The sequence below is a fragment of the Maricaulis sp. genome, assembly GCF_030149515.1.
Taxonomy (GTDB): domain Bacteria; phylum Pseudomonadota; class Alphaproteobacteria; order Caulobacterales; family Maricaulaceae; genus Maricaulis.
Genome location: NZ_JASBRI010000001.1, coordinates 185178 through 203215, shown reverse-complemented (window position 1 = coordinate 203215; position 18038 = coordinate 185178). Strand labels below are relative to the sequence as shown.

Annotated in this window: 18 protein-coding genes and 1 riboswitch; of the genes, 12 read left to right on the top strand and 6 right to left on the bottom strand. The window is 66.8% G+C overall.

Features of this window, described 5'->3' with window-relative positions; genetic code table 11:
* Positions 1 to 3: 3 nt before the first annotated feature.
* The 4 genes from Q1U94_RS00990 to Q1U94_RS00975 all read right to left on the bottom strand — a co-directional run bounded on the left by Q1U94_RS00990 (position 4) and on the right by Q1U94_RS00975 (position 3476).
* A complete protein-coding gene (locus Q1U94_RS00990; protein ID WP_300541003.1) occupies positions 4 to 1185 on the bottom strand; it encodes an acyl-CoA dehydrogenase family protein in 1182 nt (393 codons plus the stop codon).
* 368 nt (positions 1186 to 1553) lie between these two features.
* A complete protein-coding gene (locus Q1U94_RS00985) occupies positions 1554 to 2168 on the bottom strand; it encodes an HAD family phosphatase (RefSeq protein WP_300541001.1) in 615 nt (204 codons plus the stop codon).
* A gap of 117 nt (positions 2169 to 2285) precedes the next feature.
* Complete coding sequence (gene ykgO / locus Q1U94_RS00980) at positions 2286 to 2411, bottom strand: type B 50S ribosomal protein L36 (RefSeq protein ID WP_075188610.1); 126 nt, start codon at positions 2409 to 2411, stop codon at positions 2286 to 2288.
* Between the two features lie 111 nt (positions 2412 to 2522).
* Positions 2523 to 3476 (bottom strand): hypothetical protein, encoded by a 954-nt coding sequence (locus tag Q1U94_RS00975; protein WP_300540998.1) that lies wholly within the window; start codon positions 3474 to 3476, stop codon positions 2523 to 2525.
* A 275-nt stretch (positions 3477 to 3751) separates the two neighbouring features.
* On the opposite strand from Q1U94_RS00975, the gene Q1U94_RS00970 reads away from it, so the two are divergent.
* The 4 genes from Q1U94_RS00970 (at position 3752) to Q1U94_RS00955 (ending at position 7206) form a co-directional block, all read left to right on the top strand.
* Positions 3752 to 4387, top strand: coding sequence for a LysE family translocator (locus tag Q1U94_RS00970; RefSeq protein ID WP_300540996.1), 636 nt, complete (start codon positions 3752 to 3754; stop codon positions 4385 to 4387).
* A gap of 61 nt (positions 4388 to 4448) precedes the next feature.
* Entirely contained in the window at positions 4449 to 5228 is a 780-nt protein-coding gene (locus Q1U94_RS00965) for a DUF1194 domain-containing protein (protein ID WP_300540994.1), read from the top strand.
* On the top strand, positions 5225 to 5998 hold the full coding sequence (locus tag Q1U94_RS00960) for a DUF1194 domain-containing protein (RefSeq protein ID WP_300540992.1): 774 nt from the start codon (positions 5225 to 5227) through the stop codon (positions 5996 to 5998). Before Q1U94_RS00965 ends, Q1U94_RS00960 begins: the two co-directional genes overlap by 4 nt.
* Positions 5995 to 7206: a lytic murein transglycosylase gene (locus Q1U94_RS00955; protein WP_300540990.1), complete on the top strand. Its 1212-nt coding sequence runs from the start codon at positions 5995 to 5997 to the stop codon at positions 7204 to 7206. The genes Q1U94_RS00960 and Q1U94_RS00955 overlap by 4 nt, the downstream gene beginning before the upstream one ends.
* On the opposite strand, the gene Q1U94_RS00950 is transcribed toward Q1U94_RS00955, so the two are convergent.
* The gene (locus Q1U94_RS00950) at positions 7203 to 8477 is read right to left on the bottom strand and encodes an MFS transporter (protein ID WP_300540988.1); all 1275 of its coding nucleotides are present in this window, start codon (positions 8475 to 8477) and stop codon (positions 7203 to 7205) included. The genes Q1U94_RS00955 and Q1U94_RS00950 overlap by 4 nt on opposite strands.
* Before the next feature lie 146 nt (positions 8478 to 8623).
* On the opposite strand from Q1U94_RS00950, the gene motA reads away from it, so the two are divergent.
* From motA to mnmD, 3 genes are all read left to right on the top strand, one after another.
* Positions 8624 to 9496 (top strand): flagellar motor stator protein MotA, encoded by an 873-nt coding sequence (gene motA / locus Q1U94_RS00945; protein ID WP_300540986.1) that lies wholly within the window; start codon positions 8624 to 8626, stop codon positions 9494 to 9496.
* A 100-nt stretch (positions 9497 to 9596) separates the two neighbouring features.
* Positions 9597 to 10148 carry an alpha/beta hydrolase gene (locus Q1U94_RS00940; RefSeq protein WP_300540984.1) on the top strand — a complete coding sequence of 184 codons (552 nt, stop codon included), beginning with the start codon at positions 9597 to 9599 and terminating at the stop codon, positions 10146 to 10148.
* Positions 10148 to 11899, top strand: coding sequence for a tRNA (5-methylaminomethyl-2-thiouridine)(34)-methyltransferase MnmD (gene mnmD, locus Q1U94_RS00935; protein ID WP_300540982.1), 1752 nt, complete (start codon positions 10148 to 10150; stop codon positions 11897 to 11899). The genes Q1U94_RS00940 and mnmD overlap by 1 nt, the downstream gene beginning before the upstream one ends.
* On the opposite strand, the gene Q1U94_RS00930 is transcribed toward mnmD, so the two are convergent.
* Entirely contained in the window at positions 11881 to 12120 is a 240-nt protein-coding gene (locus Q1U94_RS00930) for a hypothetical protein (RefSeq protein WP_300540980.1), read from the bottom strand. The genes mnmD and Q1U94_RS00930 overlap by 19 nt on opposite strands.
* A 146-nt stretch (positions 12121 to 12266) precedes the next feature.
* Between Q1U94_RS00930 and Q1U94_RS00925 the strand changes: the two genes are divergently transcribed.
* The 5 genes from Q1U94_RS00925 to Q1U94_RS00905 all read left to right on the top strand — a co-directional run bounded on the left by Q1U94_RS00925 (position 12267) and on the right by Q1U94_RS00905 (position 17953).
* A complete protein-coding gene (locus Q1U94_RS00925) occupies positions 12267 to 13151 on the top strand; it encodes a WecB/TagA/CpsF family glycosyltransferase (protein WP_300540979.1) in 885 nt (294 codons plus the stop codon).
* A 42-nt stretch (positions 13152 to 13193) separates the two neighbouring features.
* A riboswitch (cobalamin riboswitch) is annotated at positions 13194 to 13394 on the top strand.
* A 111-nt stretch (positions 13395 to 13505) separates the two neighbouring features.
* Complete coding sequence (locus Q1U94_RS00920; RefSeq protein ID WP_300540977.1) at positions 13506 to 15401, top strand: TonB-dependent receptor; 1896 nt, start codon at positions 13506 to 13508, stop codon at positions 15399 to 15401.
* Positions 15337 to 16212: an ABC transporter substrate-binding protein gene (locus Q1U94_RS00915; RefSeq protein WP_300540975.1), complete on the top strand. Its 876-nt coding sequence runs from the start codon at positions 15337 to 15339 to the stop codon at positions 16210 to 16212. Before Q1U94_RS00920 ends, Q1U94_RS00915 begins: the two co-directional genes overlap by 65 nt.
* Positions 16209 to 17198: an iron ABC transporter permease gene (locus tag Q1U94_RS00910; protein ID WP_300540973.1), complete on the top strand. Its 990-nt coding sequence runs from the start codon at positions 16209 to 16211 to the stop codon at positions 17196 to 17198. Before Q1U94_RS00915 ends, Q1U94_RS00910 begins: the two co-directional genes overlap by 4 nt.
* Positions 17195 to 17953 carry an ABC transporter ATP-binding protein gene (locus tag Q1U94_RS00905; RefSeq protein ID WP_300540971.1) on the top strand — a complete coding sequence of 253 codons (759 nt, stop codon included), beginning with the start codon at positions 17195 to 17197 and terminating at the stop codon, positions 17951 to 17953. Before Q1U94_RS00910 ends, Q1U94_RS00905 begins: the two co-directional genes overlap by 4 nt.
* Positions 17954 to 18038 lie beyond the last annotated feature (85 nt).

Here is an 18038-nt window from a genome sequence, read left to right as displayed (position 1 = left end):
GGATCAGGCTCCGAAGGTCTCTTTGGCGATGATATTGCGCTGGATCTCGTTCGATCCGCCAAAGATCGAGAGCTTGCGATTGTTGAAATAGCTGGCGGCATTCGAGGCCGCTTCCGGCGGCGCGATACCGTAATTGCCGATCACTTCTTCCGACGGGAAGGGCGCAGCCGCCGGGCCCAGGGCGCGGCGGGACAGATCGTTGATCGCCTGACGGATCACCGTACCCTTGATCTTCAGCATCGAAGATACAGAGCCCTGCGCATCGGCATTGCCCGACAGCATGCGCAGATTGGTCATGCGCATGGCTTCCAGGTCGATCTCGACCTCGGCGACCCTGGCGGCAAACAGCGGGTCCCTGGCCAGCGGGCGTCCGCCGCGCTTCACCTTGCGGGCCAGCGCCTTGAGCTGGTTCAGCGCTTCGGTCGAGGCGCCGACGCCGGCAATATTGGTACGCTCGTGGCCCAGAAGGTATTTGGCGATGGTCCAGCCCTGGTTTTCCTCGCCGACGAGATTGGCGGCAGGCACACGCACATCGGTGAAGAAGACCTCATTCACCTCGTAGCCGCCCTCGATCAGCTTGATCGGGCGCATTTCGATGCCGGGCGTGTTCAGGTCCACCAGGATGAAGGAAATACCCTGTTGCGGCTTGCCCTCGGTGGAGGTGCGCACCAGGCAGAAGATCTTGTTGGCGAACTGGCCCAGCGTGGTCCAGGTCTTCTGGCCGTTGATAATGTAGTCCTCGCCGTCACGTACGGCGCGGGTTTTCAGACTGGCCAGGTCGGAACCGGCGCCCGGTTCGGAATAGCCCTGGCACCACCAGTCCTCTCCGGACAGGATGCGCGGCAGGATGGTCTTCTTCTGCGCGTCCGTGCCGAACTTGATCAGCACCGGACCCAGCATGTTGAGGCCGAAGGGCACGGTGCGCGGCGCATTGGCGAAGGCGCACTCCTCTTCGAAAATGTGCCGCTGGACCGCATTCCAGCCGGGACCGCCATGCTCTTTCGGCCAGGTCGTGGCGAGCCAGCCGCGCGATTGCAGCGTGGCGTGCCATGCCTCCATGTCGGCCTTGGCCAGTTCGCGCCCGTTGCGCACCTTGGTGGCCAGTTCCTCGGAGAGATTGTCCTTGAGAAAGTCGCGCACTTCCTGGCGGAAGGCCTCTTCCTCGGGGGTGAAGTTCAGATCCATCTCGTGTGTCTCCTCGCGCCCGTATCGACCGTTTCCCTGCCGGCAGCCGGTTCCGGTCTTGTGCCGGAATTCCTGCTTTCGACGACTGGGTACGTATTTAAGGCAAAAGGAGGCGCGGTGAACAGTGCGCAGCTGCAACATTTGGTGCGGCGCTGCGGCACAGGCAGACTCGCGCCTTGCGGCCACCCGCATGCGCGGATGCCGGCATGCTTCCGGTTTTCCCCGGCCTTGTGCCGGAGCCGGTTGAGGGTAGCAGCCTCATCGGCGGCGACAGGCTTGCATCAACGAAACGGTGCCGCCTTCGTCAGTCCCTGGAACTGGGAGCGGGAGACGTGTGCTCGTTCTAGACAGGCGCCGGGGCGCGGAGGCTAGGCGTGCTGGAGCAGTCCGCGCGCTGCCAGGTCCCGCCGAAGGCCCGCCTCGCCGGTAAATACTTCCGCATCGAAACCGAATTCCCGTGCCGCGCGGACATTGGCCTCGCGGTCGTCGAAGAAGACGACGTCGGCCGGATCGTGCGGCAGGCGCCGGGCCGTGATCTCGTAGATCTTCCGGTCGGGCTTGATGACACCTTCGTGGGCCGAGACGATGACGTCCCTCATGTGCGCCATCTGCGGATAGAGCGCGTGGACCGGTTCAACCCATTCGGCCGGCAGGTTGGTGAGGGCGTATTGCGGCACGCCCGCCCGGGCGAGCGCGTCCATGGTTTCCGCCGTGCCCGGAATGGCGCCGGCGAGCATGCCCTCGAACCCGCTCTCCCACGCCCGGATGGCATCCTCGTAGTGCGGATATTGCGCAATCAGGGATTCGCGGTTTTGCGCCATCGGCACACCGCGATCATGCTCGGCATGCCAGTCCATGGTGCATACTTCCGACAGGAAGTGGTCGACTTCCGCCTCGGTGCGGAAGAGCTTTTCGTAGAAGCGGCGCGGGGACCAGTCGAGCAGGACGTTTCCAAGATCCCAGAGGACGGCGCGAGTGGGCATGGTGTGCGGAGCCTCCATAACGCAAAACCCGCGCACGTCAGTGCACGGGCCATGCGACAAGCGTATGCGATGCGCTGAACACGGCCCGCCGGAGGCGGGCCCGGCGCTGCGGCGTGACTAGCCGGCGCGCGCCTTGAAGCGCGGATCGGTCTTGTTGATCACGTAGATGCGGCCACGGCGCTTCACGACCTGGCAATCGCGGTGGCGGTTCTTCAGCGATTTGATCGAGCTGCGGACTTTCATCGTTCGGCCTTCACGGTCTAACAAGCGTGTTTCAAGGGAGCGCGGTGGATACTGGGTCCGGCGGGACGTGTCAACATCGCTTGTGCTGAGAATCTGCGTGCGGCGCGCCGGTCAGCGAAAGACCGGTTTCGACGGCGCTTCGCCATCCTCTTCCTTCTGGGTGTTGAACATCGAGACGATCAGCACCGGATCGTCCTTGGGCGGCGGCTGGCAGATGCCATAGGCCAGTTCCGGCATGTCGGTGGAGATATTCAGGCCGAACCCGGCCGCTTCCTGCGGCAGGATCGGATAGTCGTGATTGCGGCCGCCGCCGATCAGGTCGTTGGTCAGGTCGCAGGTGCCGTCGCGCTTGTGGGCGTCATTGATATAGTCGCAGGAGAAGCGCCGGGCCTCGTTGACGGCCTGTTGCGCCATTTTCGACAGGATCATCATCTCGTCGGAAATCCGGTCTGCGGACTTCTGCCGGGTCAGGTCGGCCAGGATCGGTGCCGGCATCCAGGCGTATTGCGGATCGATGGGGCCGAGCACCGCGCTGGTCCCCATCACGATCTCGTCGCAGGCCAGGGCGATCATCGTGCCGGCGGACTTGGCGCGATAGGGCACGAAGGCGGTCTTGGGACCCTTGTGGTGCTTGAGCGCGTGCAGGATCTGCTGGGTCGCCGAGGCGATGCCGCCCGGCGTGTGCAGCACGACATCGATGGGCGCATTCTCGGGCGCATTGCGGATCAGGTCGATGGCCTCGATGGCGGTGTCGGTGTCGACATATTCGTCGACTTCGTGATGCACGATCTTCAGCACCACGCTGCCGCGTGCCTTCGCGAAATTCTTCACACGCTTGTCGATCGTCGCCTTGTAGGCCTCCCAGGCCGACATTTCCTCGGGGATCTGGACGGGCGGCTCGTCGCCTCCATCGAGGTATTGTGCCGTTTCGCCCTTGCCAGGTGCCGTCGGGCGCGCCTTGCGCCGGCGATTGCTCTGCCAGGCGGCGGTGCCGCCCAGGATCACACCGATCGAGGCGATACCGCTCCATCCCGCCACGCCGAGGCCGGCCAATACGCTGAACATGCCCTGTCCCCTCCAGGCTCCGGCGCCGGCCCTTATCCCAGGACCGTATCGCCGCCATCCACTTGTCCGGCAAGCTTATACGAGCGGTCCTGCAGGGGCGAATCGGAATCGGCTGTGACGCGAACCGGGTATCACTGCGGCCCGTATCGCCCGAATCCGCGGCAGTCCTGCCGCCGCGGCGGGCAGAAGCGCCCGCCAGCGCGCGCCCGGGACGGGAAGGTTTGGACGGACCGGCGCGCCTCCGGCAGGCGTTGGCAGCACGCCCGGAGCCGATCATGACCCTCACCATCGACCTCATCCTCGCCTTCACCCTCATGCACATCGCCATGTCCTTCAGCCCCGGACCGGCCGTGTTGCTGGTCACGACCCAGGCCATGGCGCGCGGCGTCCGGCCGGGCCTGGCAACCTCGCTGGGCATCCTGGCGGGCAATACGATCTATTTCGGCCTGTCGGTCTTCGGGCTGGGCGCGGTCCTGGTCAGTTCGGCCTTCCTGTTCGCCCTGATCAAATGGGCCGGCGCGGCCTATCTGATCTGGCTGGGTATCACCACGCTGCGACAGGCGCGCCGGGTTGCCGAGGTGTCCGGGCCGCCGCGCGCCGCGGACCCTGCCGGACCTGCCTTCCGGCAGGGGCTGGCGAAACAGCTGGCCAATCCAAAATCGGTGCTCTTCTTCGGGGCTCTGCTGCCGCAATTCATCACGCCGGGCGTTACGGGCATGGCCGATTACGGCCTCATGCTGGCGATCATGCACGCCACCGAATTGCCGGTCCTGGCCGGTTATGCCGTGCTGGGTGCGACCGGCGGGGCCTTCGTGCGCGGTCCGGTCGGCCTTGTCTGGCGCGAACGCGTCTGCGGGCTGTCGCAGATCGCCGTCGGCGGATTGCTGGCGGGATTGCGCCGCACGGCCTGACAAGCTTACCACATCGTCAGTTGCCCGCCGTGCGGGGGCTTTCTAGTGTGCCGCCATGAGAATGTTGCGATCCACTATTGCGGCCGCCGCGGCGGCCTTTTTTTTGGCCGGCGGTTCGAGCCAGGCCGACGGGTTCGGTTATGATTACGACGTCGATGTGGAACTCGTCCTGGCCGTGGACATCTCCTATTCGGTCGACGAGGAGGAAGCGCGCCGCCAGCGCGAGGGCTATGTCGCCGCGCTGGCCTCGGAGGACGTGATCCGGTCGATCCGGGGCGGTCCGCTGGGCCGGATCGCGGTGACCTATGTGGAATGGGCCGACAGCGGATTTCAGCGCGCCGCTGCCGACTGGACGGTGATCGCCAGCGAAGCGGACGCGCTGGAGTTTGCCGCACGGGTGGCGGCTGCGCCGCTCGAGCGCGGGCATTACACGGCGATCGGGGCTGCCATCGCCGACAGTGTCGCGCGCATTCGTTCCAATCCGCACACTGCACCGCGCCGGATCATCGACATTTCCGGCGACGGTCCGCAGAATCAGGGCCTGCCGCTGGACCAGGCCCGGGCCATGGCCGACGAGGCGGGAGTTGTGGTCAACGGCCTGCCGGTAATCTCTGTGGACGAGGGCCGCTGGGTGCGGCCGGCCGAACTGCATCTGGACGACTATTTCCGCGACAATGTGATCGCCGGGCCCGGCGCCTTCGTGCTGCCTGCGCGCACCGAGGCGGAGTTCCGCGAGGCGATCCTGCGCAAGCTGGTCATCGAGATTGCCGGTGCCGTGCCCTCTCCGGACGAGCTGGGCCGGGGAGCCTCCGGCGCTATGGAGACGGGCCGGGCACCATGACCCAGTGGCGTCTCCTGTGTGCTGTGCTGGCCGCCGGCCTGGCCGCCGGGGCGGCGGCCGAGCCGGCCAGCGTCCCCGACCGTCCCGTCGAATACGCTGCGGACGGGCGCGAGCGGGTCGATCTGGAACTCGTTCTGGCCGTGGACGTGTCCTCCTCCATCGACGAGGTAGAGGCGCGGCGCCAGCGCGAGGGCCATGTTGCGGCCCTGGCCGATCCCGACGTGATCGCGGCAATCCAGAGCGGGGGCTATGGCCGGATCGCGGTGATGTATCTGGAATGGGCGGATGCCGACTTCCAGCGCGTCGTTGCGCCCTGGACGGTGATCGAAACGCAGGCGGACGCCCGGGCCTTCGCGGCCGCGCTGGCAATCGCGCCTTTCGTCTCCGGCCGCCGCACGGCCATCGGCGCGGCGATCGACAATGCGGTCAGCCTGATCGACACCAACCGTTTCGACGGGGTGCGCCAGGTCGTCGACCTGTCCGGCGACGGGCCGCAGAATGCCGGGCCCAGCCTTGCGGCCGCGCGCAGCCGTGCTGAAAGCCGGCTGATCACGGTCAACGGCCTGCCGATCGACAATAGCCGCCAGCATCCGTTCCGGCCCTCGGTAAGTATCGATGTCAGCGCCTATTTCGAAAACCAGGTGATTGCCGGGCCGGGCGCCTTCATTTCGCCCACAAATCTGCATGATGATTTCGTGGACGCGCTCAAACGCAAGCTTATCATCGAAATCGCCGGTCTGGCGCCGGATACACTGACGAGGAACGGATGATCCGCACTCTCCTGGCCTTGATTCTCGCCCTGGCCGCCTCGGCCGGCCCGGCCCAGGCCCAGCCCGGGGACGAAAGCTTTGCCGACTGGCTGGCCGGTTTCCGTGTGCGCCTGGAAGCGTCCGGCGCTTCGCCGGAGACGGTCGGCGCCATGCTGGACGGTCTGGAACCGGAAATGCGCATCATCCAGGCCGACCGCTCACAGCCCGAATTCGTCCGGCCGGTCTGGGAATATCTCGATATCGCCGCGTCGGACCTGCGTATCCGCAACGGCCGAACCGCCTACGCCGAGCATCGCGATACTGTCGATGCCATCGCCGGCCGGTTCGGGGTGCGGGCGGAAATCCTGGTCGCGATCTGGGGGCTGGAAAGCTCCTATGGCGAAATTCCGGGCAATAACGACATCGTCCAGGCCCTGGCCACGCTGGCCTGGGAAGGCCGCCGCCGCGCCTGGGCCGAAGGCGAGCTGATCGCCGTCGCCCGGATGATCGACCGGGGTTATGCCACGCGCGACCAGCTCACCGGATCCTGGGCCGGGGCGATGGGGCAGACGCAGTTCATCCCCTCGACCTATCTCATGCGGGCGTATGACTGGGACGGCGATGGCCGCCGCAATATCTGGACCGATGTGGGCGACGCCCTGGCCTCGGCCGCCAACCTGCTCGGCGAGGCCGGCTGGCAGGCCGGCGCACCGGCCATTCTCGAGGTCGACCTGCCGGCGGATTTCGATTTTTCCGCCTGGGACCCGGATCAGTCGCGCCTGGTCTCGGAATGGGCGATGCGCGGGCTGGTGCCCGCGCACGGTGACTGGCATGCCGATCATCTGATGCGTGCGGCGCGGCTGGAACTGCCCGCCGGAGGGGCCGGCCCCGGATTTCTCACCTTCCCCAATTTCCGCGTCATCAAGCGCTACAACAATTCCACCGCCTACGCGCTGGGCGTCGCACACCTGGCCGACCGCATCGCCGGCGGTGCGTCCTTCGAAGGCCCCTGGCCGGAAGACAATCCGCCCATCACCCGGTCGCAGACCCGCGAACTCCAGGCCGCGCTCAACGCGCTCGGTTTCGATGCCGGCACCCCCGACGGCCTCGCCGGCCCCAATACCCGCGGCGCCCTGCGCGCCTTCCAGCGCGCCCACGGCCATGTGGCCGACGGCTATGTGGGCCGGGCAATGTACGATGCGGTGATGGCGGCTGCGGCGCAGCGCTAGGGTTCCGGCTTGATCTCGACGAAGTTCTGCACGCGCCGGATCTGCGGATGCAGCCAGGCCAGGGCAAGGGCGACAAGGCTCAGGACGGCGGCGACATAGTAGGGCACTACGTGGCCCAGCTGGTTGTACATGAAGAGGCCGCCCACGGGCCCCAGGATGAAGCCCAGCCCGGCGGTGGCGGTGGTAAGGCCGGCCGCGCGCCCCTGTTCCTCCGGTTCGACGGCGATGGACGCGCCGCCCGTGAAGCCCGAGCGGGACAGTCCGAAGGCGAAACTGATCAGCAGATAGGCTGTGACGATGCCGGCATAGTTCGGTGCCGCAATCATCAGCGCAAATCCGCCCACTGTCAGGAAAGCGCCCAGCGACATCAGGATGCGGGGACTGGCCTTGAGCGCCGGGATGACAATCAGCTGGGCGACGATCAGGGCCCCGGCCCCGGCGGCCAGGGCGATCGCCGACATCTGCAGGCCCTCGGATTCGTCGAGGCCCAGCGAGTCCATGATGAAGAAGGCAAGCGTGGACAGGCTGAGCGACTGCACGATCCAGGTCAGACAGCCATAGACGACGAAGGCGAAGATGCGCGGATCGGCGCCGAAGGCGAATTGCTTGAACGGGTTGATGGGCCGGTTCTGCTGCTTCGGCGGGGATTGTTCGGGCAGTTTGAACCACACGGCCGCCGCGCCGGCGAACACGGTGGCGGAAACGATGACCATGAAGACAGGCACGCCCACCAGCTCGACCAGCGTGGCGGCGAGCGTGGGGCCGATCACGGCACCCAGGCCGAAGGCCGCGGTGAGCCCGGCCAGTGCTTCGGTGCGTTCGGACGGGCTGGTCCGGTCGGCAACATAGGCCTGGGCGGACGGGTTTGTCGCCGAGCCCAGCCCGCCGAACAGGGTACGCGCCAGCGCCATCGCGAAAATCGCGGCCAGCGGCGGCACCCAGCCTTCCTCGCCCGCCCAGGCGGCGGCGGCGAAGATCAGGGTGGAACAGGCAAAGGCCGACAGGCCGAAGACGATAAAGGGTTTGCGGCCGCGCCGGTCCGAGAGGGCGCCCCAGATCGGTGTCATCGTCATGAACAGCACGGCCGAGACCGTATAGATCGCCCCGACCCAGTATTCGGGCACAGCCAGACCGCGCGCCAGCGGCGGCAGGATGGCGAACAGCATGTTGTTGCCGATCCCCGTTGCCATCAGGCACAGGAAGAGCAGGCGGAAGGCCTGGCGCCGTTCGGCGGGACCTGTCGGGCTGGACGGATCGTGGGGCGGGGTCATGAAGGACGTCATCTAGACCGATGCGTGTCCGGCGCCAAGCGGTAAACCGCCCGCTAACCCCCGTTCAACCGGACATTAAGCTTAAGCCGTCATAGTGCCGGTCAAACGGGTGGAAAAACCGCCCGGCAGCGTGGTGGACGGGACATATGTTTCAGATCATTGGCATTGTGGTCGTGTTTGCGATGGTGTTTGGCGGATTCTCCCTCGCCGGCGGCCATTTCGACGTTATTTTCAAGGCCCTGCCCTTCGAGATGATGATGATCGGCGGAGCGGCGACGGGTGCGTTCCTGATCGGCAACAAACCGAAGACGATCATGAAGACGCTGGGCGACCTGGCCAAGATCTTCTCCGGTCCGAAGTGGAAGGCGCAGGACTATTCAGACCTGTTGTCATTGCTCTTCCTGCTAACAAAGACCATGAAGACAAAAGGGGTGATTGCGCTGGAGACGCATATCGAAAACCCCAAGGACAGTGCCATCTTCACGCGCTATCCCAAGATCATGAAGGACCATTTCGCGGTCGACTTCATCTGCGACACGTTGCGCATGATGACGATGAACCTGGAGGATCCCCACCAGGTCGAGGACGCGATGGAAAAACAGCTGGAAAAGCACCATCATGAGACCGCCGATCCCGCACACGCCATGCAGACGATGGCCGACGGCCTGCCCGCCCTGGGCATCGTCGCCGCGGTGCTGGGTGTGATCAAGACGATGGGCGCTATCGAAAGCCCGCCGGCCATTCTGGGCGGTTATATCGGTTCGGCTCTTGTCGGCACCTTCCTCGGCGTGTTCCTGGCCTATGGTTTCGTGGGCCCGTTCGCGGCCTATCTGCAGGCGATCTACGACGAGGAACACCAGTTCTACAAGATCATCCAGGATGTGCTGGTGGCCCATCTGCACGGCAATGCCGCCCAGATTTCCGTCGAGATCGGCCGCGGCGGCGTACCCTCCAAGATGCAACCCAGCTTCGCCGAGCTGGAAACCGCCCTGGACCAGATTCCCTCCGAAGTCGGCTGACCGACAAAGTCCGGCACGGAATGGAGGCGCGGAACCGGGCGGTTTCGCGCCTCTTCATTTGGGGGATGGCGTGCGCCGGAATCGGCGTTAGAACGGCGGTATGAAAATCAAGGACAGCGAAATCCTCATCGTGCCCGGCCTGGGCAATTCGTCTCCCTTTCACTGGCAGACACGCTGGCAGGACAACATGTCGACAGCCCGCCGCGTCGAACAGGACGACTGGAACCGGCCGCGCCGGGATGCCTGGGTCGCCCGGCTGGACGAGGAAGTCGCGCGGGCCGAAAAGCCGGTCATTCTCGTTGCCCATTCGGTCGGTGTACTGACCGTGGCCCATGCGGCACCCCGCCTTGCGGGCAAGATCGCCGGCGCTTTTCTGGTCGGGCCCTCGGATTGGGAACGGCCTGAACTCAAGGAAAAGTACGGCGAGCACGGCTTCGATCCGGTGCCGCGCAAACCCCTGGGCTTTGCAGGACTGCTGCTGGCCAGTTCCAACGACCCGACCTGCAACATCACCAAGGCCGAGGCCTGGGCGCGGGACTGGGACATTCGATTCGGCGATGCCGGCGAAGCCGGGCATTTCGAGCCCGAAAGCGGGCACGGGCCCTGGCCCGAAGGCCTGATGGCCTTCGCCAAGTTCACGCAAAGCCTCTGATGGACGCGGTCAGCCTGGTCTGCGATCCGGCCCGGCTCGACTGGAGCGAGCCTTCGGGGCCGCGGGCTGCAGATTATGGCGATGTGTATTTTTCCATGGAAGACGGGCTGGAGGAGACCCGGTCCGTCTTTCTGGCCGGGTGCGGCCTGCCCGGGGCCTGGCAGGGGCGCCGTCATTTCACCGTTGGTGAGCTGGGCTTCGGTACGGGGCTGAACGCCCTGGCGCTGTGGCAGCTCTGGCGCGAAACCCGTGCCGGAGGCGCCTGGCTCGACTTCGTGACGGTGGAGAAACACCCGCTCTCGCGCGAGGAGGCCCGCCGGGCCTTCGCGGCCTGGCCGGCCCTGTCGGAACTGGCCGGCAGGCTCCTGGCGCAATGGCCGCCCCGGTTCAAGGGGAGCCACCGCATGGTGTTTCCCGAAGACGGGTTCGCCATCACTGTCTTCCACGACGATGCGGACGCCGCGCTGGGGCAGATGGAAATCTGTGCCGACGCCTGGTTTCTCGACGGATTTGCGCCGGCAAGGAATGAGGCGATGTGGTCCCAGACGGTGCTGGACAGGGTCGGATCGCTGTCGGCTCCAGGCGCCCGCGTGGGCACTTTCACCGTTGCGGGGGCCGTGCGGCGAGGACTTGAGGCCGCCGGCTTCCAGGTGGCCAAACGCCCCGGTTTCGGGCGCAAGCGCGAACGGCTCGAGGCGATATTTCCCGGAATGCCTAATGCCGGCCGAACCCCGGTCGGCCGGATTGCCATCGTGGGCGCCGGGATTGCCGGGGCCTCACTGGCCCGGTCGCTCGATGCGCGCGGATGCGATGTTGTACTGGTCGACAAGGCCGGCCCGGCGGGCGGGGCGTCCGGCGCGCCCGCCGGTCTCCTGACCCCGCGCCTGGAACGCGCCGACAGGCCGCATGTGCGTGCCACGCTGGCCGCATTCGACTTCGCGCGCACGCTCTACGAAACGCTCGGCGGCTACCGGCCCGAAGGCGTGATCCGCCGGCCGAAGGATGCAGCCGAGGCAGGACGGTTCGCTGCCATTGCCGCCATGATGGACGACAGTGTGGTCTGGGACGGCCAGGTTCTGCAGCTGACCCGGGCGGGCCGGTTCGAACCCGCCCGCCTGGTACAACAGCTGATCGGCAATCTGCCGGTCGTTGAAGCCGGGATCGAGCGGGTCGAGGAGACGGAGGCGGGCTGTGTCCTGCTCGACTACGGCGGGAGCATCGTGCTGAGCGCCGACTGGATCGTCCACGCCTCGGGTGCGGGCGCGGCGATGGCATTGCCGGACATTTCGCCCAGCGCCGGACAGGTGGCCGTGTTTGCCGGCGATCCGCCGGTACGGCCCGTGACCTGGGGCGGCTATGCCTGTGCCGCGCGGGGCGGGGTTCTGGTGGGCGCCACGCATGTGAAGGGCGATACGGCCGGGCCCGCCGAAACAGCTATCGCCGGTTTCCGCCAGGCCATGGCCGGTCAGTGTCCCGATATTGAACTGGGCGAGGCCGTGGCGACCTGGTCGGGCGTACGTGCCTCGACGCCGGACCGCCTGCCCGTGTGCGGCGCGCTGAGCGGCCGGCAGTTCATTCTCTCCGGCCTCGGCTCGCGCGGTTTTGCCCATGCGCCCCTTCTGGCCGAGCAGATCGCCGCCAAGATCTGCGGCCACGCTCCGGCGCTGGAGTGTGCGGGCGCAGACGCCCTGGCGCCCGGCCGGTTTGCGGAACGCCGGCGCCGCCGCGGTGTTCAGACGCCGGTCAGATAGACCGGCGCGTCATCTGCGCCGATGCGCAATTGGGCCAGCGGGCATGTCTGCACAAAGCAGACCGGGTCCAGATCGATATCCACCCCGTTTCTCCGGTCGATCTCCAACGCGATTCCGCCGACGGTCACGGTCACCGGCGTGCCCGATATCACCGGCACGGTTACCGGCAGGCTGGCCAGTATGCTGGCAAGCCCGGCAATGAAAAAGGATTTGGCCATCATCCCGATACCCCTTCATGGCGGCGATATCCCGAAGATGCAGCCGGGCCCCGGTTTGGATGCACCCCGCGAGGGGAATCCGGCGCACGATTTGCAACGTCACGGGTCAAGGGCACCGGACTGGTGCGTTACGGGACAAGAGTGCGAATATGCAAGTTGCAGCCAGCGAGACCTTCGTCGACCGGCGTTCCGGGTCGCGGCATGTCTGGTTCCTGAACTCGGCCTTCGACAAGATCGGCCTGGACGTGGCCCTGCGCCGGATTCGCGAACGCGATGCGGGCCGGCCCTTCGCCTTCGTGGTAACGCCCAATGTGGATCACCTTGTCCGCCTGGAGACCGACACCGTGCTGGCCACGCTCTATGCCCAGGCCTGGCTGACGGTCTGCGACAGCCGGGTGCTGGAGATCGTCGGCCGCATTTCCGGCGAGAGCATCGATGTGGCGCCGGGCTCGGACCTGACCGAACGCCTGTTCGAGACGGTCATCGATCCCGCCGAGCCGCTGACCATCGTCGGTGGTTCGAAGGAGGTGATCGATGCGGTGACCGCGCGCTACGGCCTGGCGGATGTGCGCTGGCACGAACCGCCGATGGGTTTGCGCGACAATCCCGAAGCGATCGCGGACTGTGCCCGTTTCGTCGCCGAGAACCCGGCGCGTTTTGTGCTGATCTGTGTCGGCTCTCCGCAGCAGGAACTGGTCGCCGAAGCCTGTCTCGACCGGGGCGATTGCACCGGCGTGGGCCTGTGTGTGGGCGCCTCGCTGGATTTCCTGGGCGGCAAGGCCCGCCGGGCCCCGGAATGGATGCAGAAGGCGCGGCTGGAATGGCTGCACCGCCTGTTGCAGGAGCCGCGGCGGATGTGGCGGCGCTATCTGGTCGACGGGCCCAAAGTGGTCTTCCTGTGGCGGCGCTGGCGCAAGGCGCGGCGGCAATTGCGGGCGCTCGAGCGCAGCCTGTCGCGGCCGGAAAAGATCAAGGAACGCGCGCTGCACCAGCGCATCCGCAGGCTCGAGGCCCAGCTCGCCGTGCGCGACTGACACGCGGTCCACACCGGCATTGCCTTTTTCGCGCGCGCGCCCTAGCGTCCGCGCCGCGATGGTTCCCTCACGGGATTAATCGGGAAGCCGGTGCGGTGATCTCACCCAGTCCGGCGCTGTGCCCGCAGCCGTAAGCGGCGAGCGGCGATGCGACAATCCCACTGGAACGAAAGTGTTCCGGGAAGGGGCATCGTCTGCAATGACCCGCAAGCCGGAAGACCTGCCATCGCGGTCGTCTGTCCGCTCGTGCGGGAGCACACGAGGCCGGCGCGGAATTTCCGTTTTCGACGACTCCTTGCAACCGGCCCGGGTGCGCAACGCGTCCGGCATTTGACTGCTATGGAGACGTGGCACATGTACAAATCCCAACGGCGGCCCGCAGCCCTTGCCGCCGCCTTTCTGCTTCTTCCCTCCGCCGCCCTGGCCCAGGACGAGACCGACGAGGTCGTCTATGTCACGGCAGCCCGTGTGGCCATCGACCCCGAAGACGCAACGGCCAGCATCACCCGGCTCGACGCCGGCGCCATCGAGGCGCGCGGGGCCGCCTTCGCCGCGGATATCCTGCGCGCGGTTCCCGGTCTGGCCGTCTCGCGCTCGGGCGCACCGGGCTCGCTGACCCAGATCCGCGCCCGCGGTGCCGAGGCCAACCATGTCCTGGTCCTCATCGACGGTGTGGAGGCGAACAACCCGTTCACCGGCGAAGCGGATTTCGCGCATTACGCCTTCGACGATATCGGGTCGATCGAAGTCGCCCGCGGTGAACAATCGGCCTTGTGGGGCGCCGATGCGGTGGGCGGCGTGATCCGCCTGACCACGGCGCGCCCGCATGCAGACACGGAGACGGAACTGCGCCTGGAAGGCGGCGATTTCGGGACGTTCCGGGGCACCGGCCGGCTTGCCGCGAGCTTTGAGGATGGCTGGGTATCGCTGTCGGGCAGCGCCTACCGGTCCGACGGCATCGATGTGTCGGGCACCGGCGGCGAGGACGACGGCTATGAGAACGACACGCTGGCAGTGTCCGGCGCCATGTCGCTGAACGAAACGGTCCGTTTCGAAGGCTCCGCCCGCTGGGTCGGCTATGACAGCCAGTTCGACAGCGACACGGATTTTGACGGGCGCCTGAACGATGTCGACCGCAATTCCCGCGGCGACACGGTCTATGGCCGTATCGCGGCGGTCGCCGAGCATGCGCCTGGCGGGATCGAGCTGCGCCATGAAGCGGCCATCCAGATCACCGATGACGAGGTCGAGAATTTTGCGGCGGGAACGCGTTCCGGCCGTTCGCTGGGCCAGCGCCTGCAAGGCCATTACGAAGTTACCGCGCGCTGGGAAACCGGTGAGACCGGTCATCGCCTGACCGGTCTTCTGGAGCACGATCGCGACCGTCTGAAGTCCTTTTCCGGTCCGGCGGCAGGCTCGAACCAGACGCGCGTCATCGAGACCGATGCCATGGCATTCGATTACGGACTGGATCGCGGTTCGCTGGATATTTCGCTCTCGGCGCGCCTGGACCGCCATGACCGGTTCGAGGATTCGACGACCTGGCGCGCCGGCGCGGGCTGGCGGTTCGACGGCGTCGGTGGACGGGTTCGCGCCTCCTTCGGCGAAGGCGTGAAAAATCCGGGCATCTACGAGCTGTTCGGCTTCTTCCCCGATTTTTTTGCCGGCAATCCGAACCTCGATCCGGAACGTTCGCGCGGCTGGGAGGTTGGCTGGGATCAGAGCGTATTCGGCGGCGATGCGTTCTTGTCGGTTGTCTATTTCCGGTCCGAGCTCGAGGACGAGATCTTCACCGACTTCTCGGTCTTCCCCTCGACGGCGCGCAATGCGTCGACGCAATCGGAACGCTCCGGCCTTGAGGTCTCGGGCAGCTGGGATATCTCCGGCAGCCTGTCGGCCTTCGGCTCGCTGACGGCGCTGGACAGCGAGGAAAACGGTGTCGCGGAAATCCGGCGCCCGGAATTCCTGGCATCCCTGACGATCGACTGGAATCCCGCGGACACACCGTGGTCCGGCGCCCTGTCGATCGATCATACCGGCGAGCAGACCGACACCGATTTCGGCACGTTCCGGACGGTGACGCTGGATGCGTATACGCTGGTCGGCGGACAGGTGCGCTGGGACGCCGCGGAGAATGTGCAAGTCTATGTCCGGGGCGAGAACCTGCTCGATGAGGAGTATCAGGATGTGTTCGGCTATCACACGCCGGGCCGGGGCCTGTATCTGGGTCTGCGCCTTACTGGCGGCTAGTCCGGTGCATGCCTCGAATGTGACGGCGGTGCCGCGCGCGGGCGGAATCGCCTCGACCGCATTGTGTGCGGACGCCTATGTGCTGGCCGTGGCCGGGCCGGGGCGGATCTCCGCCCTGTCCTGGCAGGCCGCACAGCCGGTGTCCGCCGCGCCGGACTGGGCCCGCGACCTGCCGGCCGCCTGGAGCGATGCCGAACGTCTTTACACGCTGGCGCCGGATCTCACCGTTTTCGATCCGGGCGGGGGCGGTCGTACCGCCCGTCTCATGGAGCGGGCGGAACTGGACACGTTCGAGCTTGCCTGGAGCGACGACTTCGACGGCGTCCGCGCCAATCTGCTGGCCCTTGGCGACCGGCTGGGCGAAGCAGGCCGGGCGGAGGCGGCGATCGCCGACCTCGACGCCCGCCTGGATGCGCTCGCCGCGCGTACCGAGCGGCGCGGCATGCGCCCGCGCGTACTCTATCTCAGCGCCTCGGGCGGTTCGGCCGGAGCGGGGACCTATATCGATGCCGCCATCGCCGCGGCCGGCGGGATCAATGTCATGGCCCGGGACGGCATCTCCGGCTGGACCCGCTCGGATCCGGAAACCTTTCTGACCGTCGAGACCGATATCGTGTTGACCAGCTTCTTCACCGACGGGTTCAGATCGACCTTCAATCACGGCGTCCATCATGCCGCCTACCGGCATCTGCTGGAGGATGCTGCGCGGGTCGACATTCCGGCCGGCGACTGGCCCTGTGCCGGGCCGCGCCTGATCGATGCCGCCGAACGCATCGCCGATGCGCTGGACGCATGGGCGGGGACGCCATGACCGGATTTCGACTGATCCTGGCCCTCGCCCTCTTGCTGCTGGTCGCCGCGGCGCTTGCCCTGTTCTGCGGCGATGCCCGTTTGAACCCGGTCAGCCTGGGCCGGGCATTGAGCGGCGGCGAAACGCTGGACGCGCTCATCCTGCGCGAACTGCGCCTGCCGCGCCTGCTTCTGGGAGTTCTGGTGGGTGCCGGACTGGGCGGGGCCGGGGCCGTGCTGCAGGGATTTTTCCGCAATCCGCTGGCCGATCCGGGCATTGTCGGCGTCTCCGCCAGCGCCGGGCTGGGGGCCGTCTCGGCGCTCTATTTCGGCCTTTCGGCCGCGTTCGCGCTGGCCCTGCCGCTGGCCGGCGTGGCCGGCGCGGCTGCCGGGGTGGCCCTGTTGTTCCTGATCGCCGGGCGCGGTGCTTCCGCAACGACACTGATCCTGGCGGGTGTGGCGGTGAATGCGATGGCGGGGGCGGCAACAGCGCTGTTGATGAATCTCGCGCCCAATCCCTGGGCCCTGTCGGAAATCGCCTACTGGCTGATGGGCTCGCTGACCGATGCCAGCTGGAATGAGGTGATGTTCGCCGGCCCGCTGATCGCGACCGGTCTGACCGTCCTCCTGACCGCGCATCGCGCCATCGATGCGTTGAGCCTGGGCGAGGACACGGCCCGCAGCCTGGGTATCGATCTGGCACGCCTGCGACTGACCGTGGTGACGGGCACCGCCCTGGCCGTGGGCGGCGGTGTCGCCGTGGCCGGCGCCATCGGCTTTGTCGGACTGATCGTGCCACACCTGCTGCGCCCGCTCGTGGCCTTCCGTCCCGCTGCGCTGATCGTGCCGTCCATGCTGGGCGGTGCCTTGCTGATCACCTTGGCCGACCTGTTCGCGCGACTGATCTCCGGCCCCGGAATGCCGCTCTATCTCGGCGTGCTGACCGCGTTGACCGGTGCGCCCTTCTTCCTCTGGCTTGTACGCTCGACGCAAAGGGTGGCGCCATGAGCGGTCCGCAATTCCGGAATGCCCGTTTCGGATATGGCAGCCGGCTCGTCATCGACGGGCTGGATCTCTGCCTGGAGACACCGGGGGTGACCGCGCTGGTCGGCCCCAACGGGGCCGGAAAGTCCACCCTGCTCAAACTGGCTGCGGGCCTGCTGGCGCCGACCTCCGGCCGGGTCTTCGTGAACGGCCGTGCGCTTGCGGGCATGCCGGATCGCGACCGGGCCCGCACTATCGGTTATCTCGCGCCGGACGGGCGGTCGGCCTGGCCGGTGACGGTGCGGACGATTGTCGCGCTGGGCCGGGCTCCGTGGCTGAAGCCGCTGCGGCGGCTGAGCGGGACAGACGAGGCGGCGATCGCGCGCGCCATGGACCAGACCGGCGTGACCGGACTCGCCGAGCGGCGGTTCGACACCCTGTCCTCGGGTGAGCGGGCGCGGGTCCTGCTGGCGCGTGTGCTGGCTGGGGAAACGCCCGTTCTGGTCCTGGACGAGCCGACGGCGGCCCTGGATATCCGCCATCAGCTCGGCGTGATGGAAATTCTGAGATCGGCGGCGGCGCGCGGCGCGCATGTCGTGGTGGCGGTGCATGCGCTGGACCTGGCGGCCCGCTATGCCGACCGGGTCGTGGTGCTCAGAACTGGCGCGATTGCGGCCGACGGCGCACCAGCCGATGCCTTGGGCGAAGACGTGATGCGGGATGTGTTCGGTATTTCCGCGCCCGGTGGCATCCGGCCCACCCCGCTGGATATTCCCTAGAACCAATTCATCGGAACCAAAGTCGAAGAAATCGTTCAAGGTTGTCGAGCGGCCGCATTTCCGAACGGCAAAACCGGTTCCCGCC

Coding starts and splice junctions, on each gene's coding strand:
- Q1U94_RS00990 (WP_300541003.1), bottom strand. CDS start 1,185: ATGGATCTGAACTTCACCCCCGAGGAAGAGGCCTTCCGCCAGGAAGTG.
- Q1U94_RS00985 (WP_300541001.1), bottom strand. CDS start 2,168: ATGCCCACTCGCGCCGTCCTCTGGGATCTTGGAAACGTCCTGCTCGAC.
- ykgO (WP_075188610.1), bottom strand. CDS start 2,411: ATGAAAGTCCGCAGCTCGATCAAATCGCTGAAGAACCGCCACCGCGAT.
- Q1U94_RS00975 (WP_300540998.1), bottom strand. CDS start 3,476: ATGTTCAGCGTATTGGCCGGCCTCGGCGTGGCGGGATGGAGCGGTATC.
- Q1U94_RS00970 (WP_300540996.1), top strand. CDS start 3,752: ATGACCCTCACCATCGACCTCATCCTCGCCTTCACCCTCATGCACATC.
- Q1U94_RS00965 (WP_300540994.1), top strand. CDS start 4,449: ATGTTGCGATCCACTATTGCGGCCGCCGCGGCGGCCTTTTTTTTGGCC.
- Q1U94_RS00960 (WP_300540992.1), top strand. CDS start 5,225: ATGACCCAGTGGCGTCTCCTGTGTGCTGTGCTGGCCGCCGGCCTGGCC.
- Q1U94_RS00955 (WP_300540990.1), top strand. CDS start 5,995: ATGATCCGCACTCTCCTGGCCTTGATTCTCGCCCTGGCCGCCTCGGCC.
- Q1U94_RS00950 (WP_300540988.1), bottom strand. CDS start 8,477: ATGACCCCGCCCCACGATCCGTCCAGCCCGACAGGTCCCGCCGAACGG.
- motA (WP_300540986.1), top strand. CDS start 8,624: ATGTTTCAGATCATTGGCATTGTGGTCGTGTTTGCGATGGTGTTTGGC.
- Q1U94_RS00940 (WP_300540984.1), top strand. CDS start 9,597: ATGAAAATCAAGGACAGCGAAATCCTCATCGTGCCCGGCCTGGGCAAT.
- mnmD (WP_300540982.1), top strand. CDS start 10,148: ATGGACGCGGTCAGCCTGGTCTGCGATCCGGCCCGGCTCGACTGGAGC.
- Q1U94_RS00930 (WP_300540980.1), bottom strand. CDS start 12,120: ATGATGGCCAAATCCTTTTTCATTGCCGGGCTTGCCAGCATACTGGCC.
- Q1U94_RS00925 (WP_300540979.1), top strand. CDS start 12,267: ATGCAAGTTGCAGCCAGCGAGACCTTCGTCGACCGGCGTTCCGGGTCG.
- Q1U94_RS00920 (WP_300540977.1), top strand. CDS start 13,506: ATGTACAAATCCCAACGGCGGCCCGCAGCCCTTGCCGCCGCCTTTCTG.
- Q1U94_RS00915 (WP_300540975.1), top strand. CDS start 15,337: ATGTGTTCGGCTATCACACGCCGGGCCGGGGCCTGTATCTGGGTCTGC.
- Q1U94_RS00910 (WP_300540973.1), top strand. CDS start 16,209: ATGACCGGATTTCGACTGATCCTGGCCCTCGCCCTCTTGCTGCTGGTC.
- Q1U94_RS00905 (WP_300540971.1), top strand. CDS start 17,195: ATGAGCGGTCCGCAATTCCGGAATGCCCGTTTCGGATATGGCAGCCGG.